The sequence below is a fragment of the Grimontia indica genome (genome assembly GCF_000333895.2).
GTDB lineage: Bacteria > Pseudomonadota > Gammaproteobacteria > Enterobacterales > Vibrionaceae > Enterovibrio > Enterovibrio indicus.
In genome coordinates, this window is record NZ_ANFM02000030.1 from 1 (window position 1) to 19,326 (window position 19,326).

Here is a 19,326-nt window from a genome sequence, read left to right on the forward strand (position 1 = left end):
GATCACAACGCCAGTCAATCTCGCTGAATCCTGCATCTTCAGGTCGTTTGGGTATATCTGCAAATGGGGCTATCGCCCCACTTTCTTCTTATCTTTCGTCGACGATTTAAAGAAGTGCTTCCAGAGAATCTACAATCGCGACAGGATGGTAAGCTGCCAGCGTCGTCCTGTCATGGACACCCCATGTGATACCGATAGCATCTACGCCAGCATTTTGCGCCAAATGCATGTCGTGTGTTGTGTCCCCCACCATCACAGCCTCTTTTGCCTCAACACCAAGCTGAGCCAAAAGCTCATTGAGCATCAATGGGTCAGGTTTTGAAGCCGTTTCATCCGCAGTGCGAGTCGCCACAAAAAATGCTGACGTGCCGGTATCCGCAATGGCCTTATCTAAGCCCGGGCGGGATTTGCCTGTCGCAACCGCGAGCAAATGCCCTCTTTGCTTTAGCGTTTCCAAAAACGCAAAAGTAGAAGGATACAGGTCAATAGGCGTATCGTTATCGACACGAAACTGTTGCCCGTAATGGCGTTTCCACTCATCCAGTTTTTCTAAAGGCGCCCCGGGATAGAGAAATTCATACCCTTTGTCGAGGCTCAGGCCAATCATCTGTTTGAGCTCATCACCAGACAACTCTGGCAAACCACCCGTGAGATGGGCAGCAGCTTCCAGACTGGAAACAATACGCGCGACAGAATCCATCACGGTGCCATCCCAATCAAAAATGACCAACTTATAGTTAGCTAACACGTGGCGCTTTCCTTAAACCTTCCAGTGCTCTTTCTAATTGCTTATCCATCGGGGCGGAGATATCCATCAGTTCTTCGGTTCCCGGGTGGGTAAACTTGATATTGGCTGCGTGCAGGAAAAGACGGCTCAAACCAAACTTCTTGGTGTAAGCATCAAACCTTGGATCGCCATAGCGATCGTCCCACGCCAGTGGATGTCCCACATATTGCGCATGCACACGGATTTGGTGGGTACGGCCAGTTATTGGGCTAGCTTGCACCAAAGTCGCTTGCTCGAACTGTTCCATCACTTTAAAGCGGGTTTCAGACGGCTTACCATTCGGGTTTACACGAACAATGCTGTTCACTTCGTTTTTAAGAAGTGGCGCAGTTACCTTCTTCATAGAAGGCTTCCAGTTACCCATGGCTAGAGCAAAGTAGTATTTCTGCACCGTCTTCTCACGGAATTGCGCCTGCAAATGACGCAATGCTGAACGCTTCTTAGCAATTAGCAAGATGCCTGAGGTATCGCGGTCGATACGGTGCACCAGTTCTAGAAAGCGTGCGTCTGGGCGCAATGCGCGCATCGCTTCAATGGCGCCGAAGTGCAGACCACTTCCGCCGTGAACCGCAGTGCCTGACGGTTTGTTGAGCACTAACATGTGATCGTCTTCATAAATCACACATTTTTCCAACTCTGCAACACGATTCAGTTTGGTACTGGGTGCCTCAGCCTGCGCTGTCTCTGGGATCTTGATAGGTGGTACGCGAATAACATCGCCCGCCTGAAGCTTATATTCAGGTTTTATGCGTTTTTTATTAACTCGCACCTCTCCTTTACGCAGAACGCGATAAATCATACTTTTAGGTACGTTTTTAAGCCTATTTCGGAGAAAGTTATCGATCCGCTGGCCTGCAATGTCATCTGAAATGTCGATGAATTGCACTTTAGGTTTTTCAGTATTCATAGGGCGTAGATTCTACATTGCATCAAAGTAGTTTGCTGCAAAAAAGTGTCCCTGCTATAGTTGCGCCGTAAAGCAGAAAAGTTTGAAGCTTTTTTGCTCGCCACGACTAAAAAGTCGACAAATAGAGTAAATCTTTACCGCTTTATCTCAGACCCCTAACCGCCACTAGCACTATTTCTGAGTAGTATCTTGATCAGCTGGCAGTTAACGGTGTCTTAATCATGCAGCACTCGGCGTAAGACATGAGGAATAAAGCACCCGTTAGTTTGTTGGCACGACGGGATAAATAACCAGTGTCAAAGAGACTGTCGCCATTTGTGGCGAATAGCCGACTGAATAAACCGGAGTGAATATCTTAATTCCGTATCAGTGGGTGGATAAGTAGTGCCCTAGAGCGTCCCTGATTCCCCAGCCGTGAGGCTGCATTAACATCAGACTTGGGACCTGGCAGCATTGCGTTCTTTCTCTCGTATCCGACAACTAATAACAACAAATAATCGAGAACAATTTGATATGAAAAGAATGTTGATTAACGCAACTCAAAAGGAAGAGTTGCGCGTCGCATTGGTTGACGGTCAGCGCTTATACGATCTGGATATCGAAAGCCCTGGCCATGAATCGAAGAAAGCAAACATCTATAAAGGCCGTATTACACGTATTGAGCCAAGTCTTGAAGCAGCATTCGTAGACTATGGTTCTGAGCGTCACGGTTTCCTTCCTCTTAAAGAAATTGCCCGCGAATACTTCCCAGACAATTACAGCTACCAAGGTCGTCCAAACATCAAAGAGGTGTTGAAAGAAGGCCAGGAAGTGATTGTTCAGGTTGATAAAGAAGAACGTGGTAACAAAGGCGCTGCCTTGACCACTTTCATCTCTCTCGCTGGTAGTTACCTTGTTCTGATGCCAAACAACCCTCGTGCTGGCGGTATATCCCGTCGTATCGAAGGTGAAGAGCGTAGCCAACTGAAAGAAGCAATGTCTGGTCTGAAACTGCCTCAGGGCATGGGTCTGATCGTTCGTACTGCTGGCGTTGGCAAATCTGCTGAAGAGCTGGAATGGGATTTAAACTACCTGCTGAACAACTGGGAACGCATCCAAGGCGCCGCTGATTCTAAACCAGCGCCATTCCTGATCTATCAGGAAAGCGATGTGATTGCGCGTGCATTCCGTGATTACCTGCGTCGTGACATCGGTGAAGTGCTGATCGACAGTGAGAAAGTTTACAATCAGGCTCGTGAGCGTATTCAGGCTACCCGTCCTGACTTCCTGAGTCGCGTTAAACGCTACGAAGGTGAAGTTCCACTTTTCAGCCACTACCAAATCGAAAGCCAGATTGAATCTGCCTTCCAGCGCGAAGTGCGTCTGCCTTCCGGTGGTTCGATTGTTATCGACCCTACCGAAGCACTGACTTCTATCGACATCAACTCCGCTCGCGCGACCAAGGGTTCTGATATCGAAGAAACCGCCCTGCAGACAAACCTTGAAGCAGCGGACGAAATTGCACGTCAATTGCGCCTGCGTGACCTTGGTGGTCTGGTTGTTATCGACTTCATCGATATGACCCCAGTTCGCCACCAACGTGAAGTAGAAAACCGTCTGCGTGAAGCTGTCCGTATGGACCGTGCACGCGTTCAAATCGGTCGTATTTCACGCTTTGGTCTGCTGGAAATGTCTCGTCAGCGTCTGAGCCCTTCTCTGGCAGAAGCCAGCCACCACATCTGTCCTCGCTGTACAGGTACTGGTGTGATTCGTGATAACGAATCTTTGTCTCTGTCTATCTTGCGTCTGATCGAAGAAGAAGCGCTGAAGGAAAACACCGCCCAAGTAATGGCTGTAGTACCCGTTCCGGTTGCTTCTTACCTGCTCAACGAAAAACGCCGCTCAGTGCAGCACGTTGAGAAGTATCACAACGTCCGCGTTATCGTTGTACCTAACGCCAACATGGAAACCCCACACTTTGAAGTGGTTCGTATCCGCGGTGGTGACGAAGTGACTTCACTGTCTTACCGCCTTCCAGAACAACTGGAAGCAATGCGTGAGACTGAAGGCAAAGACGACGCACCAGCTGAGCGCGTTGTTAAGAAACGCGAAGAGCCAGCATTGCAAAGTTTCGCTGCCCCTGCTTCTCCGGCACCGGTTGCCAAGCCAGCAGCAAAAGCAGCAGTTGAAGCTAAACCTGGTCTGATCTCTCGTCTGGTATCTTTCATCTCTGGCCTGTTCGCAAGTGCGCCGGCTGAAGAAGAGAAGAAAGAAGAACCAAAACGCGAGTCTCGTAACCGTCGTGACCACAAGCGTTCTCAAGATCGCACCCGTCGTGGCTCGCGCAATGGTCAGCGCGACGAAAACAGCAAGAATGGCGAGCGCAATGAACGAAGCGAGCGTGGAGATAAGAAACCACGTCGTGGCAAAGAGCGCGCTGAAAATAACGAACGTTCAAATGAGCGTCCGGAAAAACAAGCTAAGAAGCAAAACCGCAAGCAGACTGACAAGGCAGAAAAAGCTGACCAACGTCAACAGCAAGCGAAAGCGGCTAAGCCAGTAAAAGAAGAGTCTCAAGCTAACAAGCAAGAGAAAGCGGAAAAGACGGAGAAAGTAAAACAGCGCCGTCAACGCCGTAAACTGAACAAGAAAGTCCGTGTTGGTGATACTGAAGAAGTTGAAATCGCCGCAGTAAACCCACTTCACGAAATGGGCAAAGCTGTAGCGGAAGAAGCGAAAGCAGAAGCGACCACTACTGACGCACCTCAGACCGCCGAGACGAACGATAATGGTGAGCAACGTGAAGAGAAGCGTCGTAACCGCCGTTCACCTCGTCACCTGCGTGCAAGTGGCCAACGTCGTCGTCGCAGCAACCGCGAAGACGAATCAGCAAACGCTGAGCAAGGCCTTGACCAACTGGACATGATGGAAACGGCTGTTTCTATCGTTGAAAAGCGCAACAAGGTCGTTCTGAAGTCTGGTGTTGCTTCTCCAGAAATGGCAATGGGTAAAGTATGGCCTTCGAAAGCTGCACTGAAAGCCCCGGTTGTGGCAGAAGCAGTGACAGAAGCACCTGTTACTGACGAAGCTCCAGCACCTAAGACAGTTGCTGTTGGTGGTGTAGCCTTCCCTGAAATGGCAATGGGTAAAGTCATTGTTCGTCGTTCAGCACCCACTGTGCTGGAAGAAAAAGCGAAGTACGAAGGTGCTGACGCCCTAAACGAAGAACTGCCAGTTGCTGTTAATGCACCGGAAGAAGTAGAAGCACCTGCTGCAGAGCCAGTTGTCGAAGCTGTAGCTGAACAGGTAGAAGCGCCAAAAGCTGAAGAAACCAATGTGAAGAGCGTGATGGAATCTAGCGAAATCCCTGCTGTAGAAGCAGAGAAACCTGCTAAGCCTGCTATTCGCATCGGTCGTGCAACGTCTCCAATGACAAAAGCGCCAGCACCGGAAAGCGCTGAATCAGCGATTGAAGTAGCCATTGCTGAGTTCCGCAGTGAGCGAGCTGAAACGCGCCAAGCAGGTAGCCAAACGGCAACCAACAGCGCCGCAGCGCCAGCGACCAAGCCGAACTTCCAGTAAGAAGTGATGAATCAGAAAGAGCCATGCCTAGCATGGCTCTTTTTTTATGTATCTGTACCCGAACAAAAAGCCACCTCTTGGGCTTTTAGGGTCTTATTCATCAAACTGCCATCGCTTTGATGTCTAATCAGTTTGGCTAATTGCAGCACGTCTTTTTTGTTATAACCCGCTGTTCTGCCTAGACGTAACCTGCTTTTAAGTTTCACAAATACGTTACCAAGATTGAACAAAATCACACTTTTAGGTAGTATCGCCGTCTTTGTCGAATTGCCAACAACCCACTTTTAGAGAAGTAACCGAACAAGATGTTTGAATTCCCCAAGTTTCCTAAACACTCGGCCAAGAACGACATTCTGTCGGGTCTGACTGTTGCACTCGCTCTGGTACCAGAAGCCGTTGCGTTTGCTTTCGTTGCAGGCGTTGACCCAATGGTTGGCCTGTATGCTGCGTTCATCATGGGTCTACTGACTTCTATCCTTGGCGGTCGCCCTGGTATGATTTCTGGTGCGACTGGCGCAATGGCTGTGGTCATGGTCAGCCTGGTCGCAGAACACGGTATTCAATATCTTTTTGCGGCAATCATGCTGGCGGGAGCTCTTCAAATTCTGGCGGGTGTATTTAAGCTCGGTAAATTTATCCGTATGGTGCCACACCCGGTAATGATTGGTTTCGTTAACGGTCTGGCTATCGTCATCTTCCTTGCTCAACTTGGTCAATTCCAGGTGCCTGGCCTGAACGGTGAAATGGAATGGCTGCAAGGCGAGCAACTGTATCTGATGCTTGGCTTGGTGGCGATTACCATGGCTATCATCCATTTCCTGCCCAAAATCACCACCGCAGTACCTTCTTCTCTGGTTGCGATTGTGTCTGTGACTGCGGCTGTTGTCCTGCTGGATCTGGATACCCGCACAGTTGTCGACTTCCTGCGCTCAATGAGTGGTGACGAGAACGCAACGCTTGCTGGTTCACTGCCGACTTTCGCTTTCCCAACTGTTCCATTCAATCTGGAAACACTATACATCATCCTGCCATACTCTTTGATTCTGGCAGCTGTTGGTCTGATTGAATCTCTGTTGACCCTAACCGTCGTTGACGAGATGACCGGCACCCGCGGCCGCGGTAACCGCGAATGTGTAGGCCAGGGTGTCGCGAACGTAACCTGTTCCGTATTCGGTGCGATGGGCGGCTGTGCGATGATTGGTCAGTCGATGATCAACGTTAACTCTGGTGGCCGTGGCCGTCTGTCTGGCATCGTTGCCGCACTGGCCCTGCTCTGTTTCATCCTGTTCACCTCTTCGCTGATTGAGATGATCCCACTGGCAGCGCTGGTTGGTGTGATGTTCATGGTGGTTATCGGCACATTTGAATGGGCAACGTTCAAGCTGGCCAGCCGTGTACCAAAACGCGACTTTTTCGTTATCGTGCTGGTGACTGTTGTTACCGTTATGACTGACCTGGCGATTGCGGTTATCGTTGGTGTGATTGTGTCGGCGCTGATGTTCGCATGGGAACACGCGAAACACATCTATGCATCAAGCCACATCAATGAAGAAGGTTCAAAAATCTATGAAGTGAATGGTCCATTGTTCTTTGGCTCAGTGGCTAACTTCCTTGAACTATTTGATGCTCAGAACGACCCACAAGACGTGATTGTCGATTTTGGTAAATCCCGTGTGGCTGACCACTCAGCCATCGAAGCGATTGAAACGCTGGCTGAGCGATACAGCAAAGCGGGTAAGACGCTCCACCTTCGTCATCTGTCACAAGACTGTTTGGCGCTGCTGACTAAAGCGGGCAGCCTGGTTGAAATTAACCACATCGAAGACCCAAGCTACAAGGTTGCAACCGACGTTCTGGCGTGATGAATTTCAATGATGAAGAAGCGGGCTGAATGGCCCGCTTTTTTATTACCTATTCTCTTCTTCGCAGAGCGATAGATAATGTTGGAAAGACTTTAACTCACCGGCTTCAAAATGCTCTTTGAGGGCTTCCATACGCTCAATACGATCAACGCGAAAGCTTCGATAATCATCCCGTAGCTCACACCATGCCACCAGCGTCCAGACTTTGCCCCAAAATACCTGGCCTAGAGGGTGAACAATCCGCTCGGAGTATATTCCTTCGCCAGTTTTATATTTGATGCGGACTTTTTGTTTTTCAGTCGTCGCTGCGCGCAAGCTTTCTCGCCATACGGTGCATTCTGATTCAATGTAAAAGTCAGGCACCGCAAGAGGCAAAGCGTCAATCTGGGCTTTAAGGTGTTCTGGCAGTATGGACTGGATTTTTCTTGAGGCAGATTCAGAAGCAGCCGCCAAACTCTTATCTGACCATGCTCGTACCATTTGCATGCCAAGTTCCAATGCGACGATTTCTTCTTCAGTAAACATTAGCGGTGGAAGGTGAGAGCCTTTGCCTAACAGGTAACCAATCCCTGCTTCGCCTTCAATGGGAACACCGGACAATTGCAGGGATTGGATATCACGGTAAATCGTGCGCTCACTGACCTTCAGCTCTTCCGACAACGACTTGGCCGTCACCGCGTAACGTTTACTACGCAGCAGTGTTAAAAGCTCAAACAAGCGCTCCGATTTACTCATTCACTCTTCCTAAGCTGTTTCAGTCATACAAGGACTCATTTTAATTTGCTCGTGGGCCATCACTAGCGTTGAAGCATCAATATAAGACACCATCTTCTGAGCACCTTCATCCTTCATGAAGTTGTCTGACGCTGCCTTAGCATCAGCGAGTGTCGCCCAGTAAACAATGTCTGTCCATTCTTGTGTCTGCTCATTAAGACTCAGCGAACGGTAAAGATAGCCTTCACATCCTTTAATAAAGGGAATAGTGCCTTCTGCTGCCTCAACAAATGCCTTCATATCCGCGCCGTCTTTCAGTTTGAATCTTACGGTTTCTACAATGTTATCCATGGTGTTATCTCCTTTCGTGTGGGGTTGAGAAGAGATTACTGACACCTACTGACAGATCGTGTCAGGAGCGTTTCCCAGAAACAAAAAAAGGTCAGCTTTTGGCTGACCTTCTATTTCAAGAGCTTAAACACATTACGGTAAATCGAAGACCAAAGCAGTGACGTTTTCTGAGCCGTTATTTTTCAGCAAGAGTTGGGAGAGCCCGCTAACTTTTGCACCGTCGCCAGCTGAGAGAGCATCGTCATTCACTGACAACTCACCCGCTACGACATGCACATACACATTGCTGCCCATTTCCGGGGTGAAAGTTTCCGAACTATCGTTTTCAAGGATTAACTGCAGTAATCGGGCATCTTGTTTAATGTGCAATGTGCCATCACGGCCATCAGGCGTTGCTATCTCAGTGAAGCCCAATGCTTTACCAAAGTCCTTCTGCTGATAACCTGGTGCTCCACCCTTCTCATTAGGCTGAATCCAAATTTGCAGGAAGCGAAGGTCACTGTCGGAAGAGCCATTGTACTCACTGTGGTAAATCCCCTTCCCTGCAGACATCAATTGAAATTCACCGGCTGGCAGAGACTGGATATTCCCTTCACTGTCTTTATGCTCAATCACACCGTCCAGAACATAACTTATGATCTCCATATCACGGTGACCGTGAGTATCAAACCCAGTCGATGGTTTCACCACATCATCGTTAATCACACGAAGCGCCGAGAAACCCATTTGCTCAGGGTCATGATAATGACCAAAAGAGAAGGTGTGGCGACTGTCCAGCCAACCAAAGCTTGCACGGCCACGTTTCTCAGATTTACGGATATCAATCATTTCGACCTCCTTTGCGCTTAACTTATTGCTTTAAAGGTTAAGCAATCCCAATCTTGAATAAAACCAGAGAGATTTGAGTTTGATGTTCAACTTTTTCGAACATCAAAAAGGAACAACAAAGGGCATGGCGCCAGTCAACTCGCCCGAAAGTAGTGGCTCAATGCGAGCATATTCAGGTCGTTTGGGTATATAATTGCCGTCTTCAAAGCACTAAAAAAGACCAAAGAAAATCGATGTCGCTAAGCCCAGAATTAGAAAGTTTGCTCGAGCCAGTGCGCGGGTTTCTGCACTGCGAAACGCCACAGACGTGGATTGATGAGGCCATTAAGCCTGAAAACGAAACCATACTTCTGCGTGATCACGCTAACTGCGAATTAAAAGCCAGCCAAACCGCAATGTGGCTTATCCGCAAGTACGCCATTGACGCGTCCAGCGGCGAGCTACTTTTGGAGTGGGCAAAACCCTATGAAGATTTCGTTTACCGTGGCATGCGTGATGGGATTTTCCACGCTAAAAAGAATGGGCTGAGCGCTCCACTAAAACCCAAGGAAGGTTTCGAACACGGCCCAGATTTAATCGACAAAATGGTTCGACTGATTAAAGAAGAATTCCATCATTTCGAGCAGGTCATCGAAATCATGGAAAAACGTGATATGCCATACAGCCCGCTCAATGCCGGCCGCTACGCACGAGGATTGATGTCAATTGTCCGTACGCATGAGCCAGCGATGCTTATCGACAAGCTGATTATTGGCGCTTACATCGAAGCTCGCTCATGTGAGCGCTTTGCCAAAGTCGCACCGTACTTGGATGAAGAACTGCGTAAGTTTTATATCTCTCTGCTGCGGTCAGAAGCACGCCACTATCAGGATTATTTGAAACTGGCGGCAGCCATTGCTGGCGGAGATATTTCCGACCGCGTGAAAGCGATTGGTGAGAAAGAAGCCGAACTCATCCAAACACCAGATGATATGTTCCGTTTCCACAGTGGCGTGCCGTCACTCGCCGCATAACTCGACAAAGTCAGGGCCTTGTCCCCTGACTTTTTCTTTATACTGTCTGTGACTTGCACCGACAGCCAATGTTCGGTAAACAGGGAATGACACTGAACAATCAAGGATTACTATGTTCAAGAAACTCAAAGCTTCTTTAGGTATTGGCGCAACCAAAGTCGATACCATCCTTCACAATGAATCTGTTTACCAAGGCGAAACCCTGCGAGGAACCGTTCATATCAAGGGTGGAGATGTCGAGCAAGAGATTGACTCCATCACACTGAAACTCTGCACTGAAGTCAAAGTTGAGTCTGACTCTGGTGTGGGTTATCAGGTCTTTGTCCTTGGTCATATTCAGGCAAATGATCCTTTCACCATTCAACCGGGTGAAGAAAAAGAAGTGCCGTTCGAACTAAAACTGCATGCCGAAACGCCAATTACGGCCGTCAATGCAAAGCTCAACCAGAGCCATGTTTGGGTAGAGACTGTTCTGGACATCGATTTCGCCATCGACCCAACTGACCGAGATTATCTGGAAGTTCGCCCACTGCCTGCAGTACAACGTGTGCTTTCCGCCATTGAACGTGAAGGTTTTAACTTAGTGAAGGCAGATGTAGAGAAAGGACATTTGCGTGGCAATGGCTTTGCCTCTGTTTCTGGCTGTTATCAAGAGCTTGAATTCAAAAACAGCGGCATGTTCAACAAGAAGGAAATCGAGCTTTCTTTCATCTTGGATGGTTCGGTTATCCACTGCCTTGCCGAGATTGACCGTTCATTCGGCCGCGGTGATACCTATCGCTCGTTCACCATTTCCCGTGATGCATCTGAAGGCGAAGTCTCACAGGCGCTGGCACCGATTTTGAGCGTCTGACATAGTACTGCAGCAATAATTGATAGGGCCTCATAGGCCCTTTTTTCTGACCTTTCGCCAAGCCTTCCAGAACCTCTCTACTTCCATCTCACAATCACAGCTTGTCCGCTTTTTGATAGTTAATACAGATCTTGTTTTATTAAGCATAAATCAACAATAACTGTAAACATTATTAACACTTCGAATATTCATTACCCGCATATTTAGCACTAACTAATTAAATTTATTATTCAATCACTAATGAGCTCAATTAGAAAACACTAAAGCTAAAAAAACCACAACGTCTCATATGTGAGTCATTCAATATAAAACCACATTAGTAGTATCAACATGCAATTGAAACATTTCCTTAACCCAAGTGTAACAATCCAAAGAGGAAGCTCATGAAGAAGCGATTAATTGCAGGTTTTATCCTTGCGAGTGTTATATCTATCGGCGCTAAAGCCGAATGTTATGGAAACGTCTATGCCATGAATGCAGGACGCGGACATGTTGGATTTATGATTGATTTACAGGAGACAAAAAAGCTGTCAGGCACCTACAACGGTGATCGGGCAATTAAAAAATCGCGCGCTGAGTTCAGCACCTCAGCCATGGCTTACGACAAAAACACCAACCGTATTTATTATGTGAGTGCGCCGAGACCCGAAGCCTATTATGTTGAGGGATTAGGGCAAGATACGTCGGCGGATGAATTTGCAAGCCTTGATTTCCATGCGTCCAAGCTAAAGCCTAACCAACTCGCTTATTTCGATTCTCAGACCAATACGCATACTATCGTCGGCAACATTCCCAGCGTTTTTCGGATGGCTTTTGAGCCCGCCACCGGGACTTTGTATGCGTCTGACAACCGAAAACTCTTTACTATTGACCCTTCAACAGCCAGTACCACTGACATCGCAGAGTTTGACAAGCCAACACTCGGTTACTCTGGTTTTTCAAGCTGGGGGGACTTTGTGTTTTATAAAGGCGATTTGCTATTTATTACTAACGGCAGAACCTTCAGCATCAACACCAGTAATGCTGTTGCCAAATTGGAATCTTTCCACTTTGTTGACTTCATCACTGCAGCCACCCTTGATCAGAACGGACAGGTTTTAATTGCAGCAAAAAACCAAAACGTAACGGGTAATATCAACAGCACCAAACTGGTTCGGCTGAACCCGGAGACAGGTGAAAAAGTCGTTGTTGGTTTATTCCCAAATCGCATTAGTGCTATGGCAACTAACACTCAGGAAAGTCACGAGTGCTATGACGCGACTATATTTCCAAGTGAGCGCAACATTGAAGTCTCAGATGTGTCAGATGACACCGTTACTGAAGGACAAAATGCAACCTTTTATGTGTCTCTTAACCAAAAGCTAAAAGCAGACAAGGACGTTGTTCTAGCAATAAAAGATAATACGGCCAAAGTGAATGTGGATTATAGCGCTGATGTAACGATTGGTTATGATGGTACAACCAAAGATGTAACACTCAATAATGAAGGCGTGAGCGTCAATTTTGAACCGGGCGACAATATATTCAGCGTTATTGTCCCCACTATCAACGATGACAACGATGAGCCTGCGAAAACCTTTACTCTTGATGCTTGGGTAAAAGAGGATGAATCAGACCTCAAATCAGGCACTGGGACCATCAATGATAATGACGAGCCATCGTTTAACTGTAACAACAGCGATAAGCTTTATTCTTACATACGAGGCTCTGACATTGATGCGCCATTTAGCGGCGGTTTAGTCATGGACTGTGAAAAATCAACAGTTCAGAAGTACTACATGACATCGAGAACCAAAGGAAGCATATCCTGGAAGACTGAGCTGGGTGGTTCACAATCGGTCGACGCGATGAGTATCGGCTACATCGGACAATCGGAGATCAAAACACTCACCAATGTAAATGCCTATATGACTGAGTTCTATAAAAATTACTGCCAACATGGTGATACTCTTGGAACAAGATTGTCTAACACCATCTATGTCACTATCACAGCAGACGAAAATGGGTTGCCTTCCTGTACAACAAGGTTAATTGGTACCTACTGTTTGGGTGAAGGCACTAAGTCAAAGACTGTGGATGTTACCCGAAAAGGCTGCAAAACCTCGCCATAATCATGGCTAAACAATTGATTAAAAGGCCTACCGTGTAGGCCTTTCTCTTTTCTTCCCAGACAGATTATTCAGGAGAGGTGTTGGCCAAAACCCACCACGATCACAAATAAGCAACAAACCTTCAAATGAAATCCATCACAAGAAATACGTAGTATTTGCTTACTTTCCTGAAGCCACGACTAGCCTTATTCCACCAAGAATTCATGGCCTTAAATAAATAAGATCCGAAAAAATACGTAGGAAACATCTACGTAGTGATGATGGCAATTCATACAATTACTTGCGCGGTATTACGAATTCATTGTTATCAAATTGTTATTCATCGTGTCGTTGGAATTTCTATAGCAATAAGGAAATGCGACATGAAACCTCTACATTCAAAAACTGAAAAAGTACTGGCAGCATTTGCATGTATTTGCCTCTCTGCCGTCCTCAGTTTTTCTGCCTTTGCCGCGGAGAAAACCTACCGACTGACATTAGCCGAAACCTGGGGACCTAACTTCCCCATTTTCGGTGATGCCACAAAGAATATGGCTGCCATGGCGGAGAAAATGTCCAATGGACGTCTTAAGATCCGCATCGACTCATCTAATAAGCACAAATCTCCATTCGGTGTCTTCGACATGGTGAAGTCAGGCCAATATGACATGGGACACTCAGCCTCGTATTACTGGAAAGGCAAAGTGCCAAACACGCTGTTCTTCACCACCATGCCATTCGGTATGGTCGCTTCTGAACAGTATGGTTGGTTCTATCATGGAGACGGCATGGCACTGATGGAAGAAGTCTATGCCCCACACAATCTTCTTTCCTTCCCCGGCGGTAATACCGGCGTTCAAATGGGTGGCTGGTTCCAAAAAGAAATCAACTCAGTGGATGACTTGGAAGGCCTTAAGATGCGTATTCCCGGCTTTGCTGGTGAAGTATTGGCTGAGCTAGGTGCGAGCCCGACAAACATCGCCCCCGGTGAGCTTTATACCGCTCTGGAAAGACGCACCATTGATGCGTTGGAATGGGTAGGCCCAGGGCTGGATTTACGTATGGGCTTTCACAAAATTGCTCCTTACTACTACACAGGCTGGCATGAGCCCGCGACTGAGCTGCAATTTCTCGTCAACAAGCGAACCTGGGAACGCCTGCCTGAAGATCTGCAGGAAATCCTTCGCGTAGCCATGCGCACTGCAGCTTACGACATGTATATCCAAAACGCGCATGCCAGCGCAGAAGCGTGGGAAGAAATGACCGCCGAATATCCCGACATTCAGGTTAAACAGTTCCCTGATGATGTGATTAATGCCTTGCGCTCTGCCAACACCAAATTACTGGCGAACTACGCCGACAAAGATGCGCAAGCGAAAAAGATCCTCGACTCCCAACAGGCCTACCTGGACAAAATACGCCGTTGGACCTCCATTTCTGAGGAAGCTTATCTTCAAGGCCAATAGAAGGCATGAAGTTGTTTTTCGCCGGGATATCCCACCCGGCGCTTTTTTGTTCATGGAGTGAGCATGTATACGCTGTTATTACTTGAGCGATCCATTAATAGAATCGCTGATGTGCTGGGCTGGATAGCCAGTACCCTTTTCCTGCTGCTCGTTATCAACGTGTTTTACAACGTGGTGATGAGGTACGTCTTCAATCAAGTATCGATTGGTTCCCAAGAGCTTGAATGGCATCTGTTTTCCGCTGTGTTTTTACTGGGTATCCCCTATGCCCTGAAAACGGGAGGACATGTCCGTATTGACGTATTTTACGAGCGCTGGCCTCAGAAAATTCAGGCGGTCATCGACTTACTTGGTTGCCTTATCTTGCTGTTACCTTTCAGCTTTCTGATTTTTTATTTCGGTCTCGACTTTACCAGAGAGGCCTACCAATTAGGTGAAGGCAGTGGCGACCCCGGTGGCTTACCGCATCGTTGGGTCATCAAAGGGATGATCCCTGCCTCTTTCCTTTTTCTGTTTTTGATTGGCATATCGAAGTCTTTAAATGCCATTCAACGCTTGATGTCCAACGACCAAATAAAGGAGTAACACCATGATTGGTATTGTAATGTTCGTGGTTGCTCTCTTTGCACTGCTACTTGGCTTTCCTGTCGCCTTCACGTTTGGTGGTATCGCGCTGATATTCGGTATTTGGGCAGAAGGCGTCGAGATGTTTGCCTTCATGCCGTTTCGCATTATGAGTGTGATGGAAAACACTGTGTTGATGGCAGTACCCTTATTTGTATTCATGGGGCTGGTGTTGCAAAAAACCCGATTGGCAGAGCAGTTGTTAGAAGCGATGGCTCGACTGTTTGGCGGCGTTAGAGGCGGATTGGCCATTTCAACCGTATTAGTTGGCTGTCTGCTGGCGGCCTCCACTGGTGTTGTGGGTGCCTCTGTCGTGGCAATGGGGCTGATTTCCCTGCCAGTGATGCTGAAGTATCAATATGCAAAGTCACTGGCCTGCGGCACCATTTGCGCGTCAGGTACGCTGGGACAAATCATTCCTCCTTCCATCATCCTAATTTTACTCGGTGATGTACTCGGCATTCCCGTGGGCGATCTGTTTCAAGCTGCTGTTTTACCGGGTCTGATATTGGTTGGTGCCTATATCGCTTACATCCTGATTTATGCCTTTCTTAATCCACAAGCCGCCAGGGCCATGACACGCCTGCCCGATCAGGACAGAACCGCAGAAATCATCGATGCACTGAAAGCCGTTATCCCGCCCCTCGCGCTCATCATTGTGGTGTTGGGTTCCATTTTCGCGGGTATTGCAACCCCTACAGAATCAGCCGTTTTAGGTGGTGTTGGCGCTATCGTGTTGGCATTGGTTTACGGACAGTTTTCAGTCCGCCTGATGTTTGAAAGTGCTGTAGAAACCGTCAAAGTCACCGCGATGGTGTTCGGTATTTTGATTGGCGCGACCGCCTTCTCAATGGCATTTACCTATACAGGTGGCGATTATCTGGTTGAAGAGTGGCTGACAGCATTGCCGGGCGATAAATGGGGCTTTCTGATCCTGACCATGCTCGTTGTGCTGCTGCTGGGCTTTTTTATCGACTTTGTGGAGATCTGCTTCATCATTGTGCCGATATTAGCGCCAGTCGCTCAACTGATTGGTATTGATATGGTTTGGTTCGCCATCCTGATTGCGATGAATTTACAGTCCTCTTTCTTAACGCCGCCGTTTGGTTTCAGTCTGTTTTACCTCAAAGGCGTCGCCCCACCCTCTATTACCACTGGAGATATTTACCGGGGTGTATTGCCGTTTATCGCCATTCAGGCTGCGGTACTGCTCAGTATTCTGATCTTCCCGGCTTTCTATGGCCTTGGCGGAAACTAAGCAAAAACGCGTTAAGCGATTAATATTACAAAGACCTTTGCATTTTAAAGGAGAGAGGGACATGTCACTTAAATTGAAGATCATTTTGATGACAGTGATCCCTCTCGTGGTTATCAGCTACGTCATCGGCTGGATAACCATTAACCAGTCCCAATCCCTCGGCGTAAAGGAAATCTCCACCTTCCGCGAGAGTATGCTCACGACCAAAGAGCAAGCACTGGAAGACTACGTTCACCTTGCTATCCAGAGCATCGATTACCTGTACGATGACACATCAAGAAACGAGTCAGAGCTTAAACATCAGGCCTTGGAAGTACTGCGTCAGCTTCGCTACGGCAACGATGGCTATTTCTTTGTTTATGACGAAGCGGGCTTTAACCTCGCTCACCCCATCATGCCAGAGTTGGAAGGCCAGAATCTTATCAATCTAAAAGATTCTAATGGCAATTTCCTGATCCAGAATCTGCTTGCTTCAGCCAAGGCGGGCGGCGGCTTTCATCAATATTTATGGCATAAACCCTCTACCAATGAAGTCGTCCCAAAGCTGAGCTATGCCATATGGCTACCCAAGTGGAAATGGATGGTAGGTACTGGGCTTTACATTGAAGATATTGGCGAGCAGATCGAAGGGGTCAAACAGGATGTTCAAACCAGTATTAATCATACCTACATCGCCATATTGGTTATTCTGGTTTCTAGTGTGCTCATCATGGTGGTGATTGCGCTGGCAGTTAATTTACACGAGCACCGAATCGCTGATGAAAGGCTACGTGAGTTGGCGTTTCGCAATGTGATGCTGCAAGAAGACGAGAAAAAGTACATTTCCCGTGAACTACATGACTGCGTTAACCAGTTACTGGTATCTGCAAAATGCCATATTGAGTTGCTGTCAAAAGAGCTACACCAGAACGGAAGTACCACTGCCGGAGAACACCTTCAGAAAGGCGAAACCTCTCTGATAAAAGCGATTAAAGAAGTACGTAACATTTCGCGTAACCTTCGTCCTTCCGCGTTAGACGATATTGGCCTTAATGCTGCGCTTGAATTGCTAGCATCAGACTTTGCTACTTCACAGAACATTCAAATCGACACCCATTTGGATGATTTTGATGACAAACTGCTTCCGGAAGTCACCACCACCTTGTACCGGGTGGTGCAGGAGTCCTTGGTGAATATTGAAAAGCACAGCCAATGCAGAAACGTCGACATAATCTTGTCAAAGTTGGGGGAAAGATTGCAGTTAATCATTCGCGATGATGGCAAAGGCTTTAACGTTTCCGAAGCGCTCAAAGGTCGGGGGATCGGTCTAAGAAATATGCGGGAGCGCATCGAATTTATCGGTGGTGACTTTGAAATCAGTGCAGAAAAAGAGCGGGGAACGGAAGTGAGTATTCTGTTGGAACTCAGCACCATAATCATGGAGAGAAATCATGGATGACATTCGTGTATTGCTGGTCGATGATCACCGTGCCGTTCTGGAAGGGTTTGTTGCCCGCATCGAAAATGAACCTGGCGTTGCTGTCGCAGGTACAGCGGTAAACGGTGTAGAGGCGCTTGAGAAAGCCAAAGTTTTGAAACCTGACGTGGTATTGATGGACATCAGTATGCCAGTGCTCAACGGTATCGAAACCACCAAACTATTCAGTCAAAACCACCCCGAGACCAAAATACTCATTTTGACCATGCATGATAACCGTGAGTACATTCAGAAAGTGATGGAGTCCGGCGCTTCTGGCTACATCCTCAAAGATGTCTCGCTGGAAGAAATGATCAATGCGATTAAAACCGTTAATGACGGCGCCAGTTACTTTTGCCAAAGCTCTAGTAAGGCGCTTTTTGATATGGTCAAAGAGTCCCGAAAATCCGAGAACAAAAAGAACATACTCAGCCAACGCGAAACAACCGTGCTTGCTCTTGTTGCAAAGGGCTTGAGCAGCAAGAAAATCGCCCAGCAATTAGATATCAGTGTGCGCACCGTGGAAACCCATCGCCAGAACATCAAGCATAAGCTGAACGTCTCCTCTACCGCTGAAATGGTCGACTATGCACTAAGGAACAATCTTACTTAGTCACCCAACTTTCTTTGTTGTCGGCTCTTATCAACGTTATGCGTCTTTCAATATTGAGTTTCCGACAAGTCTTACTTCTAACCTTTCATCGCCTGACGTTGTGTTCTGTACTGACCTTTTAGCAAACAGCCAAGGATAGGAACCACCGATGACAGCGCAGATAGAAAAAGAGCTCAGTAGCAATGGCGTATTACGATTAACCTTGAACAACCCCCAGCGGCGCAATGCTCTCTCACAGGCTATGATTGGAGCGCTTCACCAAGCCATCACTGACACTTCTATTTCATCCGATGTAAAAGTGGTTGTTCTATCTGGCAATGGCCCCGCATTCAGCGCTGGACATGATCTCAAAGAAATCACTGCTGCCCGAAATAATGACGATAAAGGCCGTGCCTTTTTCACCTCTCTCATGAGCCAATGTGCCGCGATGATGACTGCCATTGTGAACTGCCCTAAACCTGTGATCGCAGAAATCGACGGTATTGCCACCGCAGCGGGTTGTCAGTTGGTGGCCAGTTGTGACCTCGCCTATGCCTCTGACACGTCTCGTTTTGCCACACCGGGCGTGAATATTGGTCTTTTCTGTTCTACCCCGATGGTTGCTCTTTCCAGAAACGTTTCGAGCAAGCATGCCATGGAAATGCTGCTCACCGGGGACATGCTTTCTGCCGCTGATGCAGAGCGAATGGGGCTGATTAATCGCGTCACTGAAAGCGCTTCTTTAAAAGCACTGACACAGGAAGTGGCGGATAAGATCGCAGCCAAATCCTCTCTGACACTGGCTATCGGAAAAGAAGCGTTTTACCGCCAGCAGGAAATGAATCTAAAAGAAGCTTATGCCTACGCCAGCGAAGTCATGGTAAACAATATGCTGACGGAAGACGGCGAAGAAGGGATTAGCGCCTTCGTTGAAAAACGTCCTCCTGTCTGGCGAAATCAGTGA

The 19,326-nt window shown here is 47.6% G+C and carries 16 protein-coding genes; 11 read left to right on the forward strand and 5 right to left on the reverse strand.

Features of this window, described 5'->3' with window-relative positions; genetic code table 11:
• Positions 1-106: 106 nt before the first annotated feature.
• Together D515_RS16320 and rluC are read right to left on the reverse strand one after the other, a co-directional pair.
• Entirely contained in the window at positions 107-748 is a 642-nt protein-coding gene (locus D515_RS16320; RefSeq protein WP_002540120.1) for an HAD family hydrolase, read from the reverse strand.
• Entirely contained in the window at positions 738-1,694 is a 957-nt protein-coding gene (rluC, locus tag D515_RS16325; RefSeq protein WP_002540121.1) for a 23S rRNA pseudouridine(955/2504/2580) synthase RluC, read from the reverse strand. The genes D515_RS16320 and rluC overlap by 11 nt, the downstream gene beginning before the upstream one ends.
• Before the next feature lie 522 nt (positions 1,695-2,216).
• Between rluC and rne the strand changes: the two genes are divergently transcribed.
• Positions 2,217-5,255, forward strand: a complete 3,039-nt coding sequence (gene rne / locus D515_RS16330; protein ID WP_002540122.1) for a ribonuclease E — start codon at positions 2,217-2,219, stop codon at positions 5,253-5,255.
• Between the two features lie 305 nt (positions 5,256-5,560).
• Positions 5,561-7,117 (forward strand): SulP family inorganic anion transporter, encoded by a 1,557-nt coding sequence (locus D515_RS16335; RefSeq protein ID WP_002540123.1) that lies wholly within the window; start codon positions 5,561-5,563, stop codon positions 7,115-7,117.
• A 45-nt stretch (positions 7,118-7,162) separates the two neighbouring features.
• Here the strand turns inward: D515_RS16335 and D515_RS16340 are convergent, their stop codons facing one another.
• The 3 genes from D515_RS16340 to D515_RS16350 form a co-directional block, all read right to left on the reverse strand.
• On the reverse strand, positions 7,163-7,852 hold the full coding sequence (locus D515_RS16340; RefSeq protein ID WP_002540124.1) for a helix-turn-helix transcriptional regulator: 690 nt from the start codon (positions 7,850-7,852) through the stop codon (positions 7,163-7,165).
• 9 nt (positions 7,853-7,861) lie between these two features.
• Positions 7,862-8,182 carry an antibiotic biosynthesis monooxygenase family protein gene (locus D515_RS16345; protein WP_002540125.1) on the reverse strand — a complete coding sequence of 107 codons (321 nt, stop codon included), beginning with the start codon at positions 8,180-8,182 and terminating at the stop codon, positions 7,862-7,864.
• Between the two features lie 132 nt (positions 8,183-8,314).
• Positions 8,315-9,010 carry a pirin family protein gene (locus D515_RS16350; RefSeq protein ID WP_002540126.1) on the reverse strand — a complete coding sequence of 232 codons (696 nt, stop codon included), beginning with the start codon at positions 9,008-9,010 and terminating at the stop codon, positions 8,315-8,317.
• Positions 9,011-9,243: 233 nt separating this feature from the next.
• Here D515_RS16350 and miaE point away from each other — a divergent pair, with 233 nt between their 5' ends.
• From miaE to D515_RS16395, 9 genes are all read left to right on the forward strand, one after another.
• A complete protein-coding gene (miaE, locus tag D515_RS16355) occupies positions 9,244-10,023 on the forward strand; it encodes a tRNA isopentenyl-2-thiomethyl-A-37 hydroxylase MiaE (protein WP_002540127.1) in 780 nt (259 codons plus the stop codon).
• Positions 10,024-10,135: 112 nt separating this feature from the next.
• A complete protein-coding gene (locus tag D515_RS16360) occupies positions 10,136-10,876 on the forward strand; it encodes a sporulation protein (protein ID WP_002540128.1) in 741 nt (246 codons plus the stop codon).
• Between the two features lie 383 nt (positions 10,877-11,259).
• Complete coding sequence (locus D515_RS16365; RefSeq protein WP_002540129.1) at positions 11,260-12,987, forward strand: hypothetical protein; 1,728 nt, start codon at positions 11,260-11,262, stop codon at positions 12,985-12,987.
• 362 nt (positions 12,988-13,349) lie between these two features.
• On the forward strand, positions 13,350-14,432 hold the full coding sequence (locus tag D515_RS16370; RefSeq protein WP_002540130.1) for a TRAP transporter substrate-binding protein: 1,083 nt from the start codon (positions 13,350-13,352) through the stop codon (positions 14,430-14,432).
• Positions 14,433-14,495: 63 nt separating this feature from the next.
• The gene (locus D515_RS16375; RefSeq protein ID WP_002540131.1) at positions 14,496-15,017 is read left to right on the forward strand and encodes a TRAP transporter small permease subunit; all 522 of its coding nucleotides are present in this window, start codon (positions 14,496-14,498) and stop codon (positions 15,015-15,017) included.
• 4 nt (positions 15,018-15,021) lie between these two features.
• Positions 15,022-16,314, forward strand: a complete 1,293-nt coding sequence (locus D515_RS16380; protein ID WP_002540133.1) for a TRAP transporter large permease — start codon at positions 15,022-15,024, stop codon at positions 16,312-16,314.
• A 61-nt stretch (positions 16,315-16,375) separates the two neighbouring features.
• A complete protein-coding gene (locus D515_RS16385) occupies positions 16,376-17,752 on the forward strand; it encodes a cache domain-containing protein (RefSeq protein WP_002540134.1) in 1,377 nt (458 codons plus the stop codon).
• The gene (locus tag D515_RS16390) at positions 17,745-18,383 is read left to right on the forward strand and encodes a response regulator transcription factor (RefSeq protein ID WP_002540135.1); all 639 of its coding nucleotides are present in this window, start codon (positions 17,745-17,747) and stop codon (positions 18,381-18,383) included. The genes D515_RS16385 and D515_RS16390 overlap by 8 nt, the downstream gene beginning before the upstream one ends.
• A 148-nt stretch (positions 18,384-18,531) precedes the next feature.
• Positions 18,532-19,326, forward strand: a complete 795-nt coding sequence (locus D515_RS16395) for an enoyl-CoA hydratase (RefSeq protein WP_002540136.1) — start codon at positions 18,532-18,534, stop codon at positions 19,324-19,326.

Bases quoted from the DNA above. Each gene is read 5' to 3' on its own strand.
- rluC (WP_002540121.1), bottom strand. From the start codon at position 1,694: ATGAATACTGAAAAACCTAAAGTGCAATTCATCGACATTTCAGATGAC.
- rne (WP_002540122.1), top strand. From the start codon at position 2,217: ATGTTGATTAACGCAACTCAAAAGGAAGAGTTGCGCGTCGCATTGGTT.
- D515_RS16335 (WP_002540123.1), top strand. From the start codon at position 5,561: ATGTTTGAATTCCCCAAGTTTCCTAAACACTCGGCCAAGAACGACATT.
- D515_RS16340 (WP_002540124.1), bottom strand. From the start codon at position 7,852: ATGAGTAAATCGGAGCGCTTGTTTGAGCTTTTAACACTGCTGCGTAGT.
- D515_RS16345 (WP_002540125.1), bottom strand. From the start codon at position 8,182: ATGGATAACATTGTAGAAACCGTAAGATTCAAACTGAAAGACGGCGCG.
- D515_RS16350 (WP_002540126.1), bottom strand. From the start codon at position 9,010: ATGATTGATATCCGTAAATCTGAGAAACGTGGCCGTGCAAGCTTTGGT.
- miaE (WP_002540127.1), top strand. From the start codon at position 9,244: ATGTCGCTAAGCCCAGAATTAGAAAGTTTGCTCGAGCCAGTGCGCGGG.
- D515_RS16360 (WP_002540128.1), top strand. From the start codon at position 10,136: ATGTTCAAGAAACTCAAAGCTTCTTTAGGTATTGGCGCAACCAAAGTC.
- D515_RS16365 (WP_002540129.1), top strand. From the start codon at position 11,260: ATGAAGAAGCGATTAATTGCAGGTTTTATCCTTGCGAGTGTTATATCT.
- D515_RS16370 (WP_002540130.1), top strand. From the start codon at position 13,350: ATGAAACCTCTACATTCAAAAACTGAAAAAGTACTGGCAGCATTTGCA.
- D515_RS16375 (WP_002540131.1), top strand. From the start codon at position 14,496: ATGTATACGCTGTTATTACTTGAGCGATCCATTAATAGAATCGCTGAT.
- D515_RS16380 (WP_002540133.1), top strand. From the start codon at position 15,022: ATGATTGGTATTGTAATGTTCGTGGTTGCTCTCTTTGCACTGCTACTT.
- D515_RS16385 (WP_002540134.1), top strand. From the start codon at position 16,376: ATGTCACTTAAATTGAAGATCATTTTGATGACAGTGATCCCTCTCGTG.
- D515_RS16390 (WP_002540135.1), top strand. From the start codon at position 17,745: ATGGATGACATTCGTGTATTGCTGGTCGATGATCACCGTGCCGTTCTG.
- D515_RS16395 (WP_002540136.1), top strand. From the start codon at position 18,532: ATGACAGCGCAGATAGAAAAAGAGCTCAGTAGCAATGGCGTATTACGA.